13 protein-coding genes are annotated in these 17104 nt (G+C 62.1%); 7 read left to right on the top strand and 6 right to left on the bottom strand.

Annotated features, from left to right (window positions below; all coding sequences use genetic code 11):
- Nucleotides 1-9: 9 nt before the first annotated feature.
- The 3 genes from EL234_RS05755 to pgm are packed head-to-tail and all read left to right on the top strand — an operon-like array spanning nt 10 to nt 5958.
- Nucleotides 10-2646, top strand: a complete 2637-nt coding sequence (locus EL234_RS05755; protein WP_126416564.1) for a lysylphosphatidylglycerol synthase transmembrane domain-containing protein — start codon at nt 10-12, stop codon at nt 2644-2646.
- Between the two features lie 41 nt (nt 2647-2687).
- Nucleotides 2688-4226, top strand: coding sequence for a DUF2079 domain-containing protein (locus EL234_RS05750; protein ID WP_206750436.1), 1539 nt, complete (start codon nt 2688-2690; stop codon nt 4224-4226).
- 52 nt (nt 4227-4278) lie between these two features.
- On the top strand, nt 4279-5958 hold the full coding sequence (pgm, locus tag EL234_RS05745) for a phosphoglucomutase (alpha-D-glucose-1,6-bisphosphate-dependent) (protein ID WP_126416562.1): 1680 nt from the start codon (nt 4279-4281) through the stop codon (nt 5956-5958).
- 62 nt (nt 5959-6020) lie between these two features.
- Here the strand turns inward: pgm and EL234_RS05740 are convergent, their stop codons facing one another.
- From EL234_RS05740 to EL234_RS05725, 4 genes are all read right to left on the bottom strand, one after another.
- Nucleotides 6021-6779, bottom strand: coding sequence for an iron ABC transporter ATP-binding protein (locus EL234_RS05740; RefSeq protein WP_126416561.1), 759 nt, complete (start codon nt 6777-6779; stop codon nt 6021-6023).
- Complete coding sequence (locus EL234_RS05735; protein WP_126416560.1) at nt 6776-7762, bottom strand: iron chelate uptake ABC transporter family permease subunit; 987 nt, start codon at nt 7760-7762, stop codon at nt 6776-6778. The genes EL234_RS05740 and EL234_RS05735 overlap by 4 nt, the downstream gene beginning before the upstream one ends.
- Complete coding sequence (locus tag EL234_RS05730) at nt 7759-8706, bottom strand: ABC transporter permease (RefSeq protein WP_241968956.1); 948 nt, start codon at nt 8704-8706, stop codon at nt 7759-7761. The genes EL234_RS05735 and EL234_RS05730 overlap by 4 nt, the downstream gene beginning before the upstream one ends.
- Before the next feature lie 166 nt (nt 8707-8872).
- A complete protein-coding gene (locus EL234_RS05725; protein ID WP_126416558.1) occupies nt 8873-9877 on the bottom strand; it encodes a siderophore ABC transporter substrate-binding protein in 1005 nt (334 codons plus the stop codon).
- A gap of 244 nt (nt 9878-10121) precedes the next feature.
- On the opposite strand from EL234_RS05725, the gene gndA reads away from it, so the two are divergent.
- The 4 genes from gndA (at nt 10122) to EL234_RS05705 (ending at nt 14929) form a co-directional block, all read left to right on the top strand.
- A complete protein-coding gene (gndA, locus tag EL234_RS05720; protein ID WP_126417265.1) occupies nt 10122-11597 on the top strand; it encodes an NADP-dependent phosphogluconate dehydrogenase in 1476 nt (491 codons plus the stop codon).
- The gene (locus EL234_RS05715; RefSeq protein ID WP_126416557.1) at nt 11590-11868 is read left to right on the top strand and encodes a hypothetical protein; all 279 of its coding nucleotides are present in this window, start codon (nt 11590-11592) and stop codon (nt 11866-11868) included. The genes gndA and EL234_RS05715 overlap by 8 nt, the downstream gene beginning before the upstream one ends.
- A gap of 254 nt (nt 11869-12122) precedes the next feature.
- Nucleotides 12123-13655: a TFIIB-type zinc ribbon-containing protein gene (locus EL234_RS05710; protein WP_126416556.1), complete on the top strand. Its 1533-nt coding sequence runs from the start codon at nt 12123-12125 to the stop codon at nt 13653-13655.
- An 86-nt stretch (nt 13656-13741) separates the two neighbouring features.
- Nucleotides 13742-14929: an SPFH domain-containing protein gene (locus tag EL234_RS05705; protein ID WP_126416555.1), complete on the top strand. Its 1188-nt coding sequence runs from the start codon at nt 13742-13744 to the stop codon at nt 14927-14929.
- A 287-nt stretch (nt 14930-15216) separates the two neighbouring features.
- On the opposite strand, the gene EL234_RS05700 is transcribed toward EL234_RS05705, so the two are convergent.
- Nucleotides 15217-16530: a TRAP transporter large permease gene (locus tag EL234_RS05700; RefSeq protein ID WP_126416554.1), complete on the bottom strand. Its 1314-nt coding sequence runs from the start codon at nt 16528-16530 to the stop codon at nt 15217-15219.
- Entirely contained in the window at nt 16527-17102 is a 576-nt protein-coding gene (locus EL234_RS05695; RefSeq protein WP_126416553.1) for a TRAP transporter small permease, read from the bottom strand. The genes EL234_RS05700 and EL234_RS05695 overlap by 4 nt, the downstream gene beginning before the upstream one ends.
- Nucleotides 17103-17104 lie beyond the last annotated feature (2 nt).

Genomic DNA, 17104 nt, shown 5'->3' with positions numbered 1-17104 from the left:
GATCACCTTGTGACCTCGCAGATCCAAACCCCGCGCCGCCGTGTGCTCTTAATTGATTCGCCGCAGCGGTGGGCTCGCAACCCCGCGGATCTGTTCGGGGCGGTGCTCGCCGTGCTCGGCGCGGTGCTTCTTGCTTTCGTGGCCGTCTACGCCCAGACCACTACGTTTGCGATAGCGGCGGACGTGCGCCGGGCAACCGGCGGCGTGCTCGAAACTCTGCTTGCGTTGCCGATCAACGTGCTTGAAGGCCTCATGTCGTTTTTCTTGCCGTTCGCGTTGATCGCCGAAATGATTGTGCGACGCCGTTGGCGCACGCTCGCCACTGCGGCGGTCGCTGCCGGCGTGTCCGCGGTGGTGACGAACGTGGTCGTGTGGGCTGGTGAGCATTGGTGGCCGACGTCGCGGTTCATCGACCAGCTGTCCACTGCGATCGAGCAGCAATCTCATATTGCGCTCGTGCCGTATGTGGCCGTGGTGGCTGCGATCCTGGCCGTTTCCGGATCGGCTAAGGGCTCGCGGATTACCCGCACGGGCTGGTGGCTGCTGGCCATCGTGCTCGTGTTCTCGGTGATCCAGGGAAACCAGACGCTAACCGCTGCGCTTTTGACCGTGTTCGTGGGGCTCGCCTGCGGGCTTGCCACCCGCTACGTGATCGGCGGTGAACCCGAGCGCACCACGGGGGCCGATCTCGTGACGATGATCCGCCGCGCCGGGCTCGATCCGGTCACGATTATCCGGATCGACGACCTCACCTCCGACGATCCGCTCTACGCCTACCACATTGATTCTGCCGCGCCGCTCGGGCACACCAACATGGCTGGTCTCGAGCAAATCCGGCAGATTATTCAAGCCTCCCCCACAGATAACGAGGTGACGTCCGAGGCGGAAAACCTCATCCGCGAACTTGAAGACCTCGCTAAACGTGACGACCTTGGGGAGATCAACGGGCTGGACGCCGAAATGTTTCGGCAAGAGGCGCGGGCTAAGTATCCGGCCACGCGGTCGTCGCTCGTGTCGCGCAACTATATTGCTACCGACGACGACGAGCGCGCCTTTCACGTCAAGGCGCTCGACGCCGACCGCCAGGTCATTTCTTTCCTTGACGACCTGTGGGCGCGGCTGACCCTGCGCACGACCTTCCGGCAAACCCGTAGCACGACCGCTGCGATGGCCGAACAGATGGTACTGATTTCGATGCGTGCGGAAAAGGTTGGGATCGATAGCCCGAAGCTTGTGGGCTTGGCGCGCATGGAGTCGTCGATCGTGCTCATCGAGCCTGCCTCAACAGAGCCTTTTATCGACGACGTACCGGCCGACGATATTTCCGACGCCGACCTTGATTCGTTGTGGGATCAGCTTCGCCTCGCACACCGCGCCGGCATGTCGCATGGCAACATGCACGCAAAATACGTGAAGGTCACCGATGACGGCCTGCGGGTGACGGCCTGGCACCACGGCTCTGTGCTGTCTACTGACGCCGCCCGCCAGGTTGATCTTGCCCAAACGGTTGCGATGTTGGCGTCTACCGTGGGTGTGGATCGCGCCGTCGCCTCACTGCAGCGCGCCCTGCCCGCGCCAATCGTGGCCTCGATTGCGCCGTTCCTCCAGCGCACCATCCTGCCCAGGTACACGAAAGATGCGTTTTCGAAGAAGGATCTGCAGGCGCTTCGCGACGCACTCGCCCAAGACATTCCCGAAGCGACTAATTTCCAAGACGTCGAGTTCAAGCGCTTCTCACCGAAGACGATCATTACGGTCACGATTGGCGTGGTCGCCGTCGTCGCGCTACTTGGCTCGCTTAATTTCGACGACCTACGAACCGCAATCGCGAACGCGAACCCGTGGTGGATGGTCGCCGCGTTCCTCGTGGGACTTGGCACGTATGTGGGTGCCGCGATCTCGCTCAAGGCCTACACGCAGGAAAACTTGCCGTTCGGTGAGACCCTCGCCGTGCAGGTGGCCGCCTCCGTCGTCACTCTCGTGGCCCCGGCAGGTATCGGCCCGGCAGCGCTCAACCTGCGTTTCCTTCATCGCAAGGGCGTGCCGACGACGCCGGCGGTGGCCACGGTGACGATCACGCAGATCGCCCAGTTCCTCGTCACTATCATTTTGTTGCTCGTGCTCTCGCTGCTCACCGGCGATCTTGGCAACCTATCTCTGCCGTCCGGGTCGGTGATGATCGCGATCGGCGTGGTCATTGCTGCGATTGCCATCATGTTCGTCATCAAACCGATCCGCGACTGGGTGCTTGGCAAGATTCGGCCCACGTTGCAGCAGATTTGGCCGCGGATGGTCTGGCTCGTCACGCATCCGACCCGCATCCTCTTAGGTGCGGGCGGAGCCGTGTTCCAGTCGGCGGCGTTCATCGCCACGTTCGGCATGTCGCTCAAGGCCTTCGGCTATGAGTTGCCGCTCGTCACGCTGGCCATCACGTACCTGCTGTCGAACTCGGTTGGCTCTGTGGTGCCCTCACCGGGTGGTATCGGCCCGGTTGAAGCCGCACTGACCGGCGGCTTAGTGATCGCCGGGATCCCTTCGTCGATCGCGTTTTCCACCGCTGTGCTCTACCGACTGTTCACGTTCTGGGGGCGCGTGCCGCTGGGCTGGATCGTCCTGCGGGTGATCCAGAAGCGGAACATCGTATGATGCCCCGCCGCCTGACTGCGCGCCCTATGCGTGATCGGCCCATGTCAGACCGGCTCATGTCGGACCGGCTCGGGTGGGTGCTCGCCGGGTTGGCATTTGCCGGCTATAGCGCGTTTTCGCTATGGCAGTGGGCGAACTTCGCGGCGCCCAGTTGGGACTTGGGGATTTTTACTCAGCTGCTCGACCGCTACCGTAATTTCGCCGAACCCATCGTGGCGATTAAAGGCCCGGGCTACAACCTGTGGGGCGACCACTTCCACCCCATCCTGTTCCTACTCACGCCGATTTTTGCCCTGTTCCCCTCCGGGCTCACCCTGCTCATTGTGCAGAACGCACTGTTCGCGGTGTCGATCGTGCCGGTGACGTGGCTTGCACGCAGGCAGCTCGGCAGACCAGGGGCGGCCGTCGCGCTTGCCTACGCGCTGAGCTGGGGGCTGGCCAACGCGGTGGCGGTACAGTTCCACGAGATCGCGTTTGCCGTTCCCCTGCTCGCCTTCGGCCTGGCGTGCTACGTCAGCGGACGCCCCCGAGCGGCCATCATCTGGATCGCCGCGCTGGTTTTCGTCAAAGAGGACCTGGGGCTCACCGTGGCCGCGTTCGCGGGCGTGGGGTTGTGGGACGCGCGGCGAGCGAGCTGGTCGGCGGCAAGCCGGGGTACGACGCCGTCGTACGCCCAGCGTCAGAACCTCGCCGCCCGCGCGTGGCTCGGCCGTGCCAGCCCGTGGATCTGCCTTGGCCTGTGGGGCGTGGGCTGGTTCGTGGCCAGCGTGTTCTTTATTATTCCCACCTTCAATACAGCCGGCGGATGGGATTACACGGACCGGATCGACGACGTCACGTTCGCCGAGCAACTCTTGGGCTTTGCCACGCCGTGGCAGAAGTGGTTCACGCTCGGGCTCCTCATCCTGCTCGGCGGGATCATCGCGCTGCGCTCCCCGCTCATGGTCATGATCGTTCCCACGCTCGCCTGGCGTTTCATTGGCAACATCGAACACTACTGGGGTTGGACGTGGCACTATTCGGCGGTGCTCATGCCGATCGTCGTGGTCGCGGGAATAGACGGGTATCGCAGGTTCGCCGCGAGCCGGGCTGACGAGAGCGACCCAGATGCTTGCGAGCCGGGCGCGAGCCGGGAGCACGTCAAGATCGCGGCGAGCGCGGTCGCCCTCACCTCGTCGCTCGTGATGGTGGGCAGCGGGCCGCTCGCGCATGTCGCCCACGGCTGGTACGTGTGGGATCCGGCAGGCTCGCAGCAGGCGCTCGCTGACCTTGCCGACGTCGAACGCGAACGCCACGAGCGCTCCGCTGGCAACCAAGCCGAGGGTGAGCAGGCCGACGCCGGTGGGCAGGCCGAGCGGCTCGTCGTCGCCTCGGATATCTCTCATCTGGCGTATCTCGCGCCCGATTATGAGGTGTATTGGACGGGATCGATGGGCAACGTGATCCCGCAAGCGTGGGTGGTGCAGCTGGACGAGCCGGTGGCGGACAAGGTCGCGTATGCGCAGGCAAGGTGGGGTGGAACGTGGGAGGCGCGCGTTCACGGAGACGTCGCTTTGCTGCTGCCTGACGGAAATTCATAGCGGTTGGCATAAATTCGTAGACCTGCGTCACAAAAAGTGAGAACATACACGTATGAACGAACGTGCTGGCAAACTTGCTCAAGAAGAAGATCTCATCGACGTTGATGCCCTCATTGCGGCGTACTATGACATCGAGCCTGATCCGGAGAATCCGGCTCAGCAGGTGGTATTCGGTACGTCGGGGCATCGCGGCTCCGCATTCGACGGCGCTTTTAACGAGGCGCATATCGTCGCAACCACTCAGGCGATTGTCGAATATCGCAGGTCGCAGGGAATCGACGGCCCGCTATACATCGGCCGTGATACCCACGCCCTGTCCGAACCCGCAGAGAAGACGGCTCTCGAAGTGCTGGCCGCCAACGATATCGAGGTGCGTATCGACGCGCGAAATTCGTGGACTCCCACGCCCGGCGTCTCGCTCGCAATCCTCACGGCGAACGGTGCGAACACGGCGGCTGGCGTGCGTACGAAAGGCCCCGGCCTCGCCGACGGCATCGTGATCACGCCCTCGCATAATCCTCCTCGCGACGGCGGCTTCAAGTACAACCCGCCACACGGCGGCCCGGCTGATACGGATGCGACGTCGGTCATCGCCGCGCGTGCCAACGAACTGCTGCGCGAGGGGTGGAAGAACGTTAAGCGGGTGCCCTACGAGAAGGCGCGTAATGCTGAGACGACGCGCGGGCACGACTTCCTGTCTGCCTACGTTGACGACCTCGCCTCGATCATCAACCTCGAGGCGATCCGCTCCGCTGGAATCCGCATCGGTGCAGATCCCATGGGTGGCGCCTCGGCAGAATACTGGGGTGCAATCGGCGAACGCTACGGGCTGGACCTCACGGTCGTGAACCCGACGGTCGACCCCACGTGGCGTTTCATGACCTTGGACTGGGACGGCAAGATCCGCATGGACTGCTCCTCCCCGCACGCCATGGCCTCACTGCTCGAGCGTATGAAGCCCGGCGCAGATGGTTCGGCACCTTTCGACATCGCCACGGGCAACGACGCCGACGCCGACCGCCACGGCATCGTCACCCCGGACGCCGGACTCATGAACCCCAACCACTACCTCGCCGTGGCAATCAACTACCTGTTCAGCCACCGCGACCAGTGGAAGGCAGATGTTGGCGTGGGTAAGACCCTCGTCTCCTCCTCGCTCATCGACCGCGTGGTTGCTGGCATGGGCAAGAAGATGGTGGAAGTGCCGGTTGGCTTCAAGTGGTTCGTACCCGGCCTGATCACTGGCGACATCGGCTTCGGTGGCGAAGAATCGGCAGGCGCATCGTTCCTGCGGATGAACGGAACCGTGTGGACCACGGACAAGGACGGCCTGATCCTCGACCTTCTCGCATCCGAAATCATGGCGGTCACCGGCAAGTCGCCGTCGGAGCTGCACCGCGAGCTCGTCGACAAGTACGGCGCATCCGCTTACGCGCGTATCGACGCGGCTGCCACGAAGGAAGAGAAGGCCAAACTCAAGGGCCTCTCCCCAGAGGACGTGACGGCCACCGAGCTGGCCGGCGAACCGATCACGGCACGCCTCGTCAACGCTCCAGGCAACAACGAGGCGATCGGGGGCCTGAAGGTCACCACGGAAAACGCCTGGTTTGCTGCCCGCCCGTCGGGTACAGAAGACGTCTACAAGATCTACGCCGAATCCTTCCTCGGAGAAGACCACCTCAAGCAGGTGCAAGCCGAGGCCAAGGAGGTCGTGAACGCGGCCCTGGCATAGGCTGAGATTTTCCTTGGTGGCCTAGGTTCCGTCTGGTTTGGTTCCGCCCAGCCAGGTAGCGCCTAGGCCACTGGCATTGCGACGAGGCGGCCGCCTACCGTTGCCACATCCACGTCCACGCCAAAAATCTCTTCGAGCTGCTCGGCACGCATGACTTCCGCGGGAGTCCCGTGTGCTACGAGGTGGCCGTCTTTGAGTGCCACCATCGTGTCCGCATAGGCGGCGGCCGTGTTGACGTCGTGAATAACGATGACCACGGAGATCCCCCGCTCGTCGCACACCTTGCGTAGGTGGCGCATCATGTCGCGGGCATGGCGCATATCGAGTGCGGACAGCGGCTCGTCAAGCAACAAATACTTCGTGTCCTGTGCGAGAGCCATCGCAATAAAGGCGCGTTGGCGCTGCCCGCCCGAGAGTTCGTCGAGGAACCTATCGGCGTGGTCGCGCATATTCACACAGTCCAATGCCTGGGCCACGTGTGCGTAGTCGTCCCGCGTGCGCCGGCCTTTCGAGTGTGGGTGGCGGCCGAGCATGACGATCTCTGCCACCGTCAGCCTGATCGACAGGTGGTTTTCCTGCCGCAGAATCGCTACGGTGCGCGCGAGTTCTTCGGCGTCCCAGTCGCCGAGGTCGACGCCGTCGATCCGCACATTCCCGCCGCGTAGCGGGTTGAGCCGCCCCACACCAGCCAGCAGGGTGGACTTGCCCGCGCCGTTCGGTCCGATGAGTGCGGTCACCCCCGAGTCGGGGATAGTGAAGCTGACATCGCACACCACCGGATCGGCGTCGTAGGCCATGGTGACGTTGGAAATCTCGATCACTTGCGAGCACCTCTCACAATCATCGTGAGCAGGAGCAGGCCGCCCACGAGTTCCAAAATGACGGGCAGGATTGTTGCCTGATGCAGAATGTGCTCGAGGATCGCCTGCCCTCCCACGAGCACGGCCACACCCATCGCAGACGAGCCGACGATCAGGTCGCGTAACCGGTTCGAGTCCGTAGCAAACACGGTGATGTTGACGATGAGTAGGCCGAAGAACATGAGCGGCCCAACCAGCGCCGTCGCTGATGCGACGAGAACCGCCGAGGCGCCGAGTGCCAGGCGCACTTCACGCCGGTAACGGATCCCGAGGCTGCGGGCCGTGTCTGGCCCGAGGGCGAGGATGTCCCATTCCGGGGCGCGCAGCCAAATGTAACCGAGCGCGAGAATCGCTAACACTACTGCCGCCTGCAACGACGTCGTGTTAATCACCGCGAACGACGCCGTATGGGCGTCGGCTACCGCCAGATACTCCCCCGGATCCATGATTGTCGTCAACAGCGAATTGATCGAGCGCAAAAAGGTTCCGACCACGATGCCCACGAGCACGAGCAGGTAAACGTTCGAGCGGTTGCGGCCGAGCACGGCCATGAACAGTGTGACCGCCAGGATCATCATGAGTGCCGTGTTGATGGCGAACATGACCGGCCCGGGCACTTTCGCGATCACCGTCGAGCCGAAGAAGAACACGGAGGCCGTGGCGGTGAGCTGATACATCGAGTCAAAGCCCATGACTGACGGGCTCAAGATTCGGTTACGTGTGACGGTTTGGAACACGGCAGTGGCCGTTGACAGCGCAATCGCGACGACGATCAGCGCACCCAGCCTTTTGGCCCGCAGCGGGCCGATAACTGCCCACGCGTCGAGCGCATCGTACGTTAAGAACAGGGCACACATCGCCGCCGCGGCCACGCCGATGATCGCAAGCTTGCGGCGGATGTCTGTGCGGCGCGCGTTAATCGCGCGGTCAATATCGATGCTCATTTCACCCGCCGAACCAAAATGACCAGGAAGATACCCGCACCGATAATGCCCATGACCACGCCCACCGGGATCTCCGCCGGATAAATGAGGCTGCGGCCGATGATGTCAGCGAGTAGCACGAACGCGGCACCGACGAGCGCCACGAGGGGTAGCGAGCGGCGAATGTAGTCACCTTGCACCATAGAGACGAGGTTGGGCACGACCAGGCCGAGGAATGGAAGCGGGCCGGCAACCACCGTGGTGATACCGGTAACCACGGCGACGATCGTCAGCCCAAAAGCTTGCACGGCTCGGAAGTTAAGTCCGAGGTTACGTGCGAGGTCCTCGCCCAAACCGGCCACGGTGAAGCGGTCCGCATAAATGTATGCCAGCGCGGCCACGGCAGCTACGATCCAGAGCAGTTCGTAGCGACCGCGGATAATGCCCGAGAAGTCGCCGGTCATCCACGCGTTGAGAGTGCCCTGCAGGCTGAACTCCCAGGCGAGGAATGTGGCGCCCGCGCCGATCACTCCAGACAGGATGAGGCCGATCAGTGGAACCACAATGATGTCTCGATGCGGTAGCGACCGGACTATTGCAGTTAGCGCGAACGTGCCCGCAAGTGCGAAAAGCACGGCCACGAGCATTTTTATTGGCAGGCTCATCGCAGGCATAAAGATTGTTGCCACGAGGATGCCTAACCCGGCGGATTCGGTGACGCCCGTCGTCGACGGTTCCACAAAACGGTTCCGCACCAGAAGCTGCATGACGAGCCCGGCCACTGCCATCGCCGCGCCGGACAGCACGACGGCGAGCGTGCGCGGGATGCGCGAGGCGCGCAGCACCTGCATGTCCTCCGCGCTGCCGCGGCCGAGCAGGATGTCCATCAGATTCATGTCGGCTCCGCCGATCGCCGTGGAAATGCCAGCCAGCACGACGACGGTGATAGCCGATACCGCTAGCAACAAGGCAAACTTGCCCCGCCTGCCTGACCTGCTACACGTGGGCGTGTGCGGGCACGATGCGGGATTTACACAAGGCCGCGCCGGCTCAAGGTTCAGCGGCTTGAGCCGGCGCGGGGGCGAGACTGTTGCGGCAGGTGTAACTCGCCCGGCAAGAGAAGTTTTCTTTTTACTTGATGGCATCTGCGATTTCGTTGAGCATCGCCGGGAAGTTCGAAGCTCCCTGCATCACGATGTACCAACGTTCAGGCGACAGGTAAACCACCTGCTCGTTCTGCCATGCGTTTGTGGAGTGAACCAGTTCGTTATCCAGAACCTGTTCCGCAGTCACTCCCGCGTCGGTCTTGCCAACCGCCGCGTCACGGTCAACCACGAAGATCCAGTCCGGGTTGAGTTCCTTCACTGTTTCGAACGACACCTTGTCGCCCTTGTGGCCTTCATCGGCCTCGTCCTTCTTGTATGCCTCGGTGAAACCGAAGACGTCGTAGATCGGAGCCCAGCGCGACTTCGAATCGTGCAGCGAGATCTCGCCACCGTTCGTCATGATGACCAGAGCGCTACCCTTGTCTTTAGCTGCGCCCTTATTGTCCGCAATCAGCTTGGTGATCTCATCAGCAGACTTTTCCGCCGCCTCATCAGCGCCAACTGCTTCGCCGATCATCTTGATCTGATCCGGCACAGTCTCCGAGTAGTTATCGACATCCCACGAATGCGTGGCATCAATAGTGGTGAACGACTTTTCAAACTCCGGGTACAGCTTCGCAGAGCGGGCACCCAACACCACCAGATCCGGATCCAGCTTGGCAATGGCTTCCATGTCTGGTTCCTTGAGGGAGCCTACCGACTCGACGTTGCTGTAGTTAATTCCGTCGTCGTCAGCCAGCCAGGTAGGAAGATTCGATGTGACAGTTCCTACGACCTTGTCTCCCGCTCCAAGAGCATCAAGCGTGTCAAGCGCTGCCATGTCCATGACGACAATGCGTTCAGGCTGTGCCTCAATCGTGGTTTCGCCCGACGCGTGCTTGACCGTGCGAGGGAAGTCTGCAGCCTCCGTGGTTGCTTCTGCTGGTGCAGTGGTCTCGTTCCCCTCTGCCGGCTTGTCACTGTTAGACGAACAGCCCGAAAGTAGAAGTGCGAGGCCAGCCACGGCGGCAAGTGCCTTCCTGATGTGCATGTATGCTCCTTAGAGTTTTGTTTAACGCTTGTTTAACGCAAGCGCATCTTTGTGTAATTAGGTTAGGGCAGCCTAAGCAAAAGCGCAAGGACTAAAGTCCCCTATTTGGATTTTTGGTGAGAGTGAACCGATCCGCGGCCTTCCGAGCCTTCGTTCTCAATATTGAACAAAATCGGCGATTAAACCGCGGTTTCGGTAAAATTATCTCTCGATACAGCTGGACTGAGGAGCTAACGTGGAAAACGTGGAATTTCCCACACCTGAAGCAGGAATCGCAGACATCGGCGTCACCGGAATGGGCGTCATGGGATCAAATCTGGCGCGCAATTTGGCGCGCAACGGCTACAAAGTAGCGGTACACAACAGAACGCCGCAGCGCACGGGCGCGATGATCGCCGAGCACGGCAGCGAAGGTCAGTTCTTCCCATCCGGCCCGATTGAGGATTTCGTGCGCTCGCTGTCCACGCCGCGCGTCGCGATCATCATGGTCCAGGCAGGTGCGGCCACCGACGCCGTCATCGAACAGCTCGCCACACACATGGACACCGGCGACATCATCGTTGACTGCGGCAACGCCCAATATGAAGACACCCGCCGTCGGGAAGCAGCTCTCCGCGAGCGCGGCCTGCACTTCGTGGGCGCCGGCGTATCAGGCGGCGAAGAGGGCGCGCTGCTTGGCCCGTCGATCATGCCCGGCGGCACGAAAGAATCCTATGACCGGCTTGGCCCCATGTTCGAAGCCATCGCCGCGAAAGCTCCAGATGGTACGCCGTGCTGCACGCACGTCGGCCCGGACGGCGCCGGCCACTTCGTCAAAATGGTGCACAACGGCATCGAATACGCGGACATGCAGCTCATCGCCGAAGCCTACGACCTCATGAGTCGCGTACTCGGCATGAGCGCCCCGGAAATCGGCGAGGTTTTCGCACAGTGGAACGACGGCGAACTCGGCTCCTACCTCATCGAAATCACCGCTGAAGTTCTCCGCCACACCGATGCCCGTACGGGCAAGCCGTTCGTCGACATCGTGCTCGACCAGGCCGCGCAAAAGGGTACGGGCGCGTGGACCGTACAAACCGCGGCCGGGCTGGGCGTACCCACCACTGGCATCGCCGAAGCCACGTTCGCACGCTCGCTGTCCGGTTCTGTTGCCCAGCGCGAAGCCGCACAGGGCGTCTTACCCGCACACACGACGCCGGGCGCGGACGGCGTTAATGAGGATGATCGCGCGGCCGCCATCGAAGATATCCGCCTCGCACTCTACAGTTCAAAGATGATCGCCTACTCGCAAGGCTTCGAACTCATTCGCACGGCCTCGGACGAATACGGCTGGGACATCGACCTCGGCGCCATGGCCCGCATCTGGCGTGAGGGGTGCATCATCCGCGCCCGCTTCCTCGACCGGATTACCGAAGCCTACGAGCGCAACCCGCAGCTGCCGCTTCTTATTGCCGACGAGTATTTCGCCGGTGAGATCAGCAAGTCGGTAGCGGCTTGGCGGCGAGTCGTCGCAAAGGCTGTGGGTGCGGGCATTCCGGTGCCGGCCTTTGCAAGCTCGCTGTCGTACTACGATGGCGTACGCTCCCCTCGCCTGTCAGCCGCACTCATCCAGGCGCAGCGCGACTTCTTCGGCGCACACACTTACCGGCGCGTGGACGTTGACGGCGTGTACCACACCAACTGGTCAGGCGACCGGCGCGAGGAACGCCAAGATGGCTGAACCTAACGCTGGTCAGCCCGGTGGTCGTGGGGGCCGCGGTGGCCAGCCTGGTGATGACCAGCCTGGTGATGGCCGGACTGGTAATGAGCGCCAGCATGCCAAGCCGGGCCGCGATCCCTACTCCCACCTAGGCGAACAGCTTGATGTTGGGCCATCCGACAGGCGTGCTTTCCAACACCGCGTGCGGGCAAATGCCGGCCTGCTAGGAATGATGGCGCTCGGCCTGAGTGCGATCATCCTTGGCTGCGTCATGCTTGCTATCGCGCTCTAGCTCTCCACTCGGTCCGGCTCTTCCCACGCAAGGCGGAGCTAACTATTGAGATTTTCCGAAACGTTGCACATATATGCAGCAAACCCGAAATCCTCAAGCGTTAGCTCCGCGTTTGGTGCCGGCCCGGCCCGGCCCAGCCAAACCGCCCGGCTCAGCCCGCCCGTTCACCTGTTGTTTACCGGAATATTGCCGACTCTCCTCCTTGCGTTGCTAAATTAAAAGAAAAGGTTCGGCAACGGTGAGGTAAGGAGATTATGGCCTCCACTCCGCGATACATTGACTCGTTTTCGGGCCGCGATCACGGTCTGAACAAGTGCCCGCGATGCGGTTCGGCTGAGGTCAAGGTCGACGCCGGCACGTTCACCTGCGCATACTGCAAGAACACATGGACCACCCGAACGGTTGCCGAACACTCATCCACCGACGTGCGGGAACTTACCGGCATGCACATCGGGCTGGGCGCCTCCGATATTGATAAGCATGCCTCCAACCTCGTCACAGTAAAATGCCAAGGCTGCGGCGGTGAGATCGTCCTCCACACCGACAACACTCTGCAAGCCACATGCCACTGGTGCCGCCAAACCCTGTCAATCAACCGGCAGATCCCAAACGGCCTGGTTCCCGACCTCATTCTGCCCTTCCAGGTCAGCCGCAAAGAAGCAATCAAGTCGATGAAACGTCACATGCGCAGCGGTGGCATCTGGGTCGACGGGCGTTTTCGCCGCCAATTCAACAAGGACGCCGTGCGTGCGGTGTACTTGCCGTACGTTGTCGTTGATACGAATGCGACGATCACACTCGAAGGTCGCGGGGAACGCCAGCAAGGCCGAGGGGTGGAAGGGTCGCGGAGGTCGTACGACGTCGACAGCTATCAGGTCGGGCGAAAGTTCAACATCGCCGTCGACGACCTGGCCGTGGAATCCTCCGCGGACTACGGCGTGTACTCGGAGGGCTACCAGGAAAAGCGCCCGAGCCGGTTCAACATCCTCGCCACGTCTTTTAAGACGCTCGCCGCATCCGTAGGCGTGGGAGCCAAGGGCGCCGTCAACATCCTCAATACGCTCCAGCCTTTCGACACCGAGAACGCCGTCGCTTTCGATGCGAACCTTATGCGCGGCTACACGTCCGAACGTCGCACGCTCGACGTCGACGACCTCACCGACGTCACCCTCTGGCAAGTGAGTGCCATCGGCCGCCAACGCATCCGGCCGACCCTCGCCCACTACGACCGGGGTGTGAGCTGGGATAAACAGCAGATTGACCTCGTGGGCTCGCGGTGGTTCGCCATCTACCTGCCCGTATGGCTCTATAGCGCGCGGTTCGCCAGCGCGAAGAAAGAGCCGGAGTTGGACTATCACGTGGCCGTCAACGGACGGACCGGCAAGGTCAACGGCTCGCTACCGGTGTCTCATCGGACGCTCATGGCGTTCAGCGGCGGCCTGACGCTACTCGTTTTTCTGCTCGGCCTATTCCTCACCTACCTCGGTTTCTTCCGCATGCCTGGAGAGACGAAGATCCTCGGCCTGGCCGCCTTGCTCTTCACGTTAGCCGCGCCGCTGCTGACCATGCTGACCGCGATCACGTGGGTGTATCGGCGGACCGTGAAACTCGAAGACACGCACCCATTCGAAGACGAGGCAAACGCGCAACTGTGGGACGTCACGCACCTCGACGAGTTCGACTACAACGATCCAGACGTGCAGGAAAGCAAGATCAAAGATCGCAACGAGCACCAGCCGCGCATGCGCATCAACGACACGACGATCACGAGATACGAGCCCACCTAACCTTTCGCGCGTGAGCCCACGTAGGCGTGGCGCGCGAACCGACATCAGAACCGACATCAGAACCGACACTACAAAAAGGAAAGCACATGGGATTCATCAAAGCATTCGCCGGCGCGATTGGCGGCACGTTCGCCGACCAGTGGCTCGACTTCCTCACCCTTCCCGCTGATCTTCCGCCGACGGCGGCGCTCGCCCCGGCCGTCATGCAGGAGCAGAACGCCGGGCGCGGCTCGAACACGCGGCACTCGCGGGCGATCGTGAGTAATGGTTCGCGTGTGGTGGTACCGCAAGGGTATGGCCTGGTCACGCTTGTCGACGGGCGGATCACCAGCTTCATCGCCGAGCCCGGCGGGTACGTGTGGAATCCGGGAGATCAGAACGCGAAGACCCTGTTCGTTGACGGTCTGATCTCGCCCACGCTGGCGACGTCGTGGCAGCGGTTCAAGTTCGGCGGCCAGCCTGGCGCGCAGCATGTGGCGATCTTCGTCAACCTCAAGGAGATTACGGGCAACCGGTTTGGTACCCAGTCGCAGATTCACTGGGACGACGCCTTCCTCGGCACGCAGGTGGGCGCGGTGGCACGCGGCACGTATACGCTGCGTATTTCCGACCCGTTCCTGTTCATCACGAACCTCGTGCCGGCTAACTACCTGCAGCCAGATGCGCCGGTTTTTGACTTCACTGATTCCGACAATCCGGTCGGCGAGCAGTTGTTCACCGAGCTGGTGGGCTCGCTGGCCGCCGCCTTTTCGCGCTACTCCAACGATCCAGAACGCGCCGGGCGGATCGCCAACCTGCAGGCCGATTCGGTGGGCTTCGCGCGCTCGCTGTCTGCCGCTGTCGAGGAGAACTACCACTGGACGAGCCGGTTTGGCCTCATCATTCCGTCCGTCGCGATCGCTTCTATTGAGTACGACGCCGACACAACCAAGCTGCTGTCTGATGTGCGCAAGGCCGACGCGCTGGCCGGTCAACGCGGCAATGCGTTCTTGCAGCAGTCGGCGGCTCGGGGCGTGCAGGCCGCCGGCGAGGCCGGCGGCGGTGACGGGCTGGCCATGTTCGGCATGGGTGCAGGAATGGCAGGCGGACTCGCGGCGTTGCAGCAACCCGCCGGCGGCGCTGATTCTGGCGCTGGTGGCACTACGGGTGGCACTGCGGGCGGCGAGGCAAACGATCCGGTAGCCACACTGACCCAGGCTAAGAAGATGCTCGACATGGAGCTCATCACCGAAGCCGACTACGACGCCCTCAAGAAGCGGGTGCTCGGGCTCTAGTTCTCCGCGTTCCGGGCTCAGGCACTTCCCGCGTCTAACGCGCTGGCCCTCCGCCTGCTGGGCCTACCCCATGTTCCGGGGGTACATGTTGCGTTCCCGGGGTAGACAAATTGCCGGATTTGGTACCCCCGGAACACAACGTGTACCCCGGGAAGCGCTGCGCTGGCGCGGGGCGGGCCGCCCGGAAGCGCAAAATACCAGCACCCATGCGCAAAGCGACAACAAAACGGCGGTGGGCCGGGTTTTCACCCGGCCCACCGCCGCTCTTCGAGTCACCACTCAGGCGGTTACAGCAATCCTGCAACTCCTGGGAGCCACAGCGAGATGGCTGGCACGAACGCGACCACGAAAAGCGCGAGGATGATTCCCACGAGGAATTGCCACAGCTTTCCGATCACCGGTTCGATGCGCAGGCCTGCAACCTTCGCGCCCACGAAGAGCACGTTGCCCACAGGCGGCGTAATCACACCTACCGACAGGTTCATGACGACCATCGCGCCGAAGTGCACCGGGTGCACGCCCAGCTCCGTGACGATCGGAAGGAAGATCGGCACGAAGATAAGGATGGCCGGGGTTGGATCCATAAACGTACCCACCACGAGCAGGATCAGCATGATGATAATGATGATGCCCGTCTTCGAGTCGGTGATGGACAGCAGGCCGTTCGAGATCATGTCGGGGATACGCGCGAACGCCATCACCCACGACAGGCCCGACGACACGGCCACGAGCAGCATCACAACCGCGGTGGTGCGCGTAGCGCTCACCAGAATGCCTGGCAGGTCCTTGATCTTGATGTTCTTGTACAAGAACCCAAGAACCAGACAGTACACGACGGCGATCGCGGACGATTCGGTCGCGGTGAACAGGCCGCCCAAAATACCGCCGATCACGATGACGATCATGAGCAGCGACGGGATGGCCCGCCACAGCGTAATGCCGATGACCTTCAGCGACGGGCGGTCCTCCGGCGGAACAACATTGTCCTTCTCATACTTGTAAAACAAGATGACGGCCACGGCCAAACACACGGCAACCCAGAGCAAGCCCGGGCCGACGCCGGCCATGAACAGCGCGGCGATCGACGTCGACGACACCAGCGAGTACACGATAAACGTGTTCGACGGCGGCAGCAGCATGCCCGACGGCGCCGAGGCCACGTTGACGGCGGCCGCGTATTCACGCGAATAGCCGTCCTTGACCATGCGCGGGTTCATGATCGTACCGATGGCGGAGGCCGCGGCAACCGCAGCACCCGACACGGATCCGAACAGGCCGTTAGCGACGACGTTCGTCTGCGCCATAGCGGCCGGAAGCTTACCGACCAGCACTTTAGCGGCGTCGATCAATCTGGCAGCGATACCGCCTTGATTCATGAGCACGCCGGCCAAAATAAAGAACGGGATGGCCAACAGCGAGAACGAGTTCACGCCGGTGAACATGCGTCCGGCGATCGACATGGCGGCCACGTCGGGGGCCATGACGGCCATGGCTGCGATCGTCGTCGGCAAACCAATAGCAATAGCGATCGGCACCGAGGTGGCGATCAGGATTACGATTCCAACAAGCAGGATCAGACCTGCGGCAGCTGTAGGTGTCACTTGTCTGCTCCCTTCTGTTCAACCTGTGCTTCCTTTTCGGCGTCGGCAGCCATCTTTTCGCCTTCTTCAGCGGCAAGTTCGGCTTCGGGCACCGGGTAGTTCGTCTCCCGGCCGGCCGAGATTTCGATGATGTGGTAGACGGCGTACAGCGCGATAGCGACGCCGGCAATCGGCATCACGAGGTAGACGGAACCGATGTTGACCGGCAGGGCCGTCAGGTTCTGCGACCACGCGTTCATTGCCGCGTTCCAGCCACCCCACACGAGTGTCATGACTGCGAAGATGAACGACACCACGTGGGTGAAGATCGCGAAGCCGCGCTCCTTCGAATCGTCGAACTTGCGGGCGACGAACTCCACGGCCATGTGGCCGCGTTCGCCATACACGAGGGCCGAGCCGAGGAAGGACAGCCATACGAACAGCATCTTTGCCAGCTCTTCCGACCAGGTGACCGGAGAGTGCAGGACGAGACGGGAGAACACCTGCCACGTGGTTGCCAACACAAGCAAAGTAAACAGGATGATGCACAGAATCTGGAGGAAACGGTTCAGTCCGTTATACACGGTAGTCATGA

The sequence above is a fragment of the Trueperella bialowiezensis genome, assembly GCF_900637955.1.
GTDB lineage: Bacteria > Actinomycetota > Actinomycetes > Actinomycetales > Actinomycetaceae > Trueperella > Trueperella bialowiezensis.
Note: the sequence above shows the minus strand (reverse complement) of the source record. Positions and strands in the feature narration are given on the sequence as shown.

Excerpts from the sequence above, each read along its gene's own strand:
- EL234_RS05705 (WP_126416555.1), top strand. The coding sequence starts at position 13,742 with ATGGGATTCATCAAAGCATTCGCCGGCGCGATTGGCGGCACGTTCGCC.
- EL234_RS05710 (WP_126416556.1), top strand. The coding sequence starts at position 12,123 with ATGGCCTCCACTCCGCGATACATTGACTCGTTTTCGGGCCGCGATCAC.
- pgm (WP_126416562.1), top strand. The coding sequence starts at position 4,279 with ATGAACGAACGTGCTGGCAAACTTGCTCAAGAAGAAGATCTCATCGAC.
- EL234_RS05715 (WP_126416557.1), top strand. The coding sequence starts at position 11,590 with ATGGCTGAACCTAACGCTGGTCAGCCCGGTGGTCGTGGGGGCCGCGGT.
- EL234_RS05725 (WP_126416558.1), bottom strand. The coding sequence starts at position 9,877 with ATGCACATCAGGAAGGCACTTGCCGCCGTGGCTGGCCTCGCACTTCTA.
- EL234_RS05750 (WP_206750436.1), top strand. The coding sequence starts at position 2,688 with ATGTCAGACCGGCTCATGTCGGACCGGCTCGGGTGGGTGCTCGCCGGG.
- EL234_RS05735 (WP_126416560.1), bottom strand. The coding sequence starts at position 7,762 with ATGAGCATCGATATTGACCGCGCGATTAACGCGCGCCGCACAGACATC.
- EL234_RS05695 (WP_126416553.1), bottom strand. The coding sequence starts at position 17,102 with ATGACTACCGTGTATAACGGACTGAACCGTTTCCTCCAGATTCTGTGC.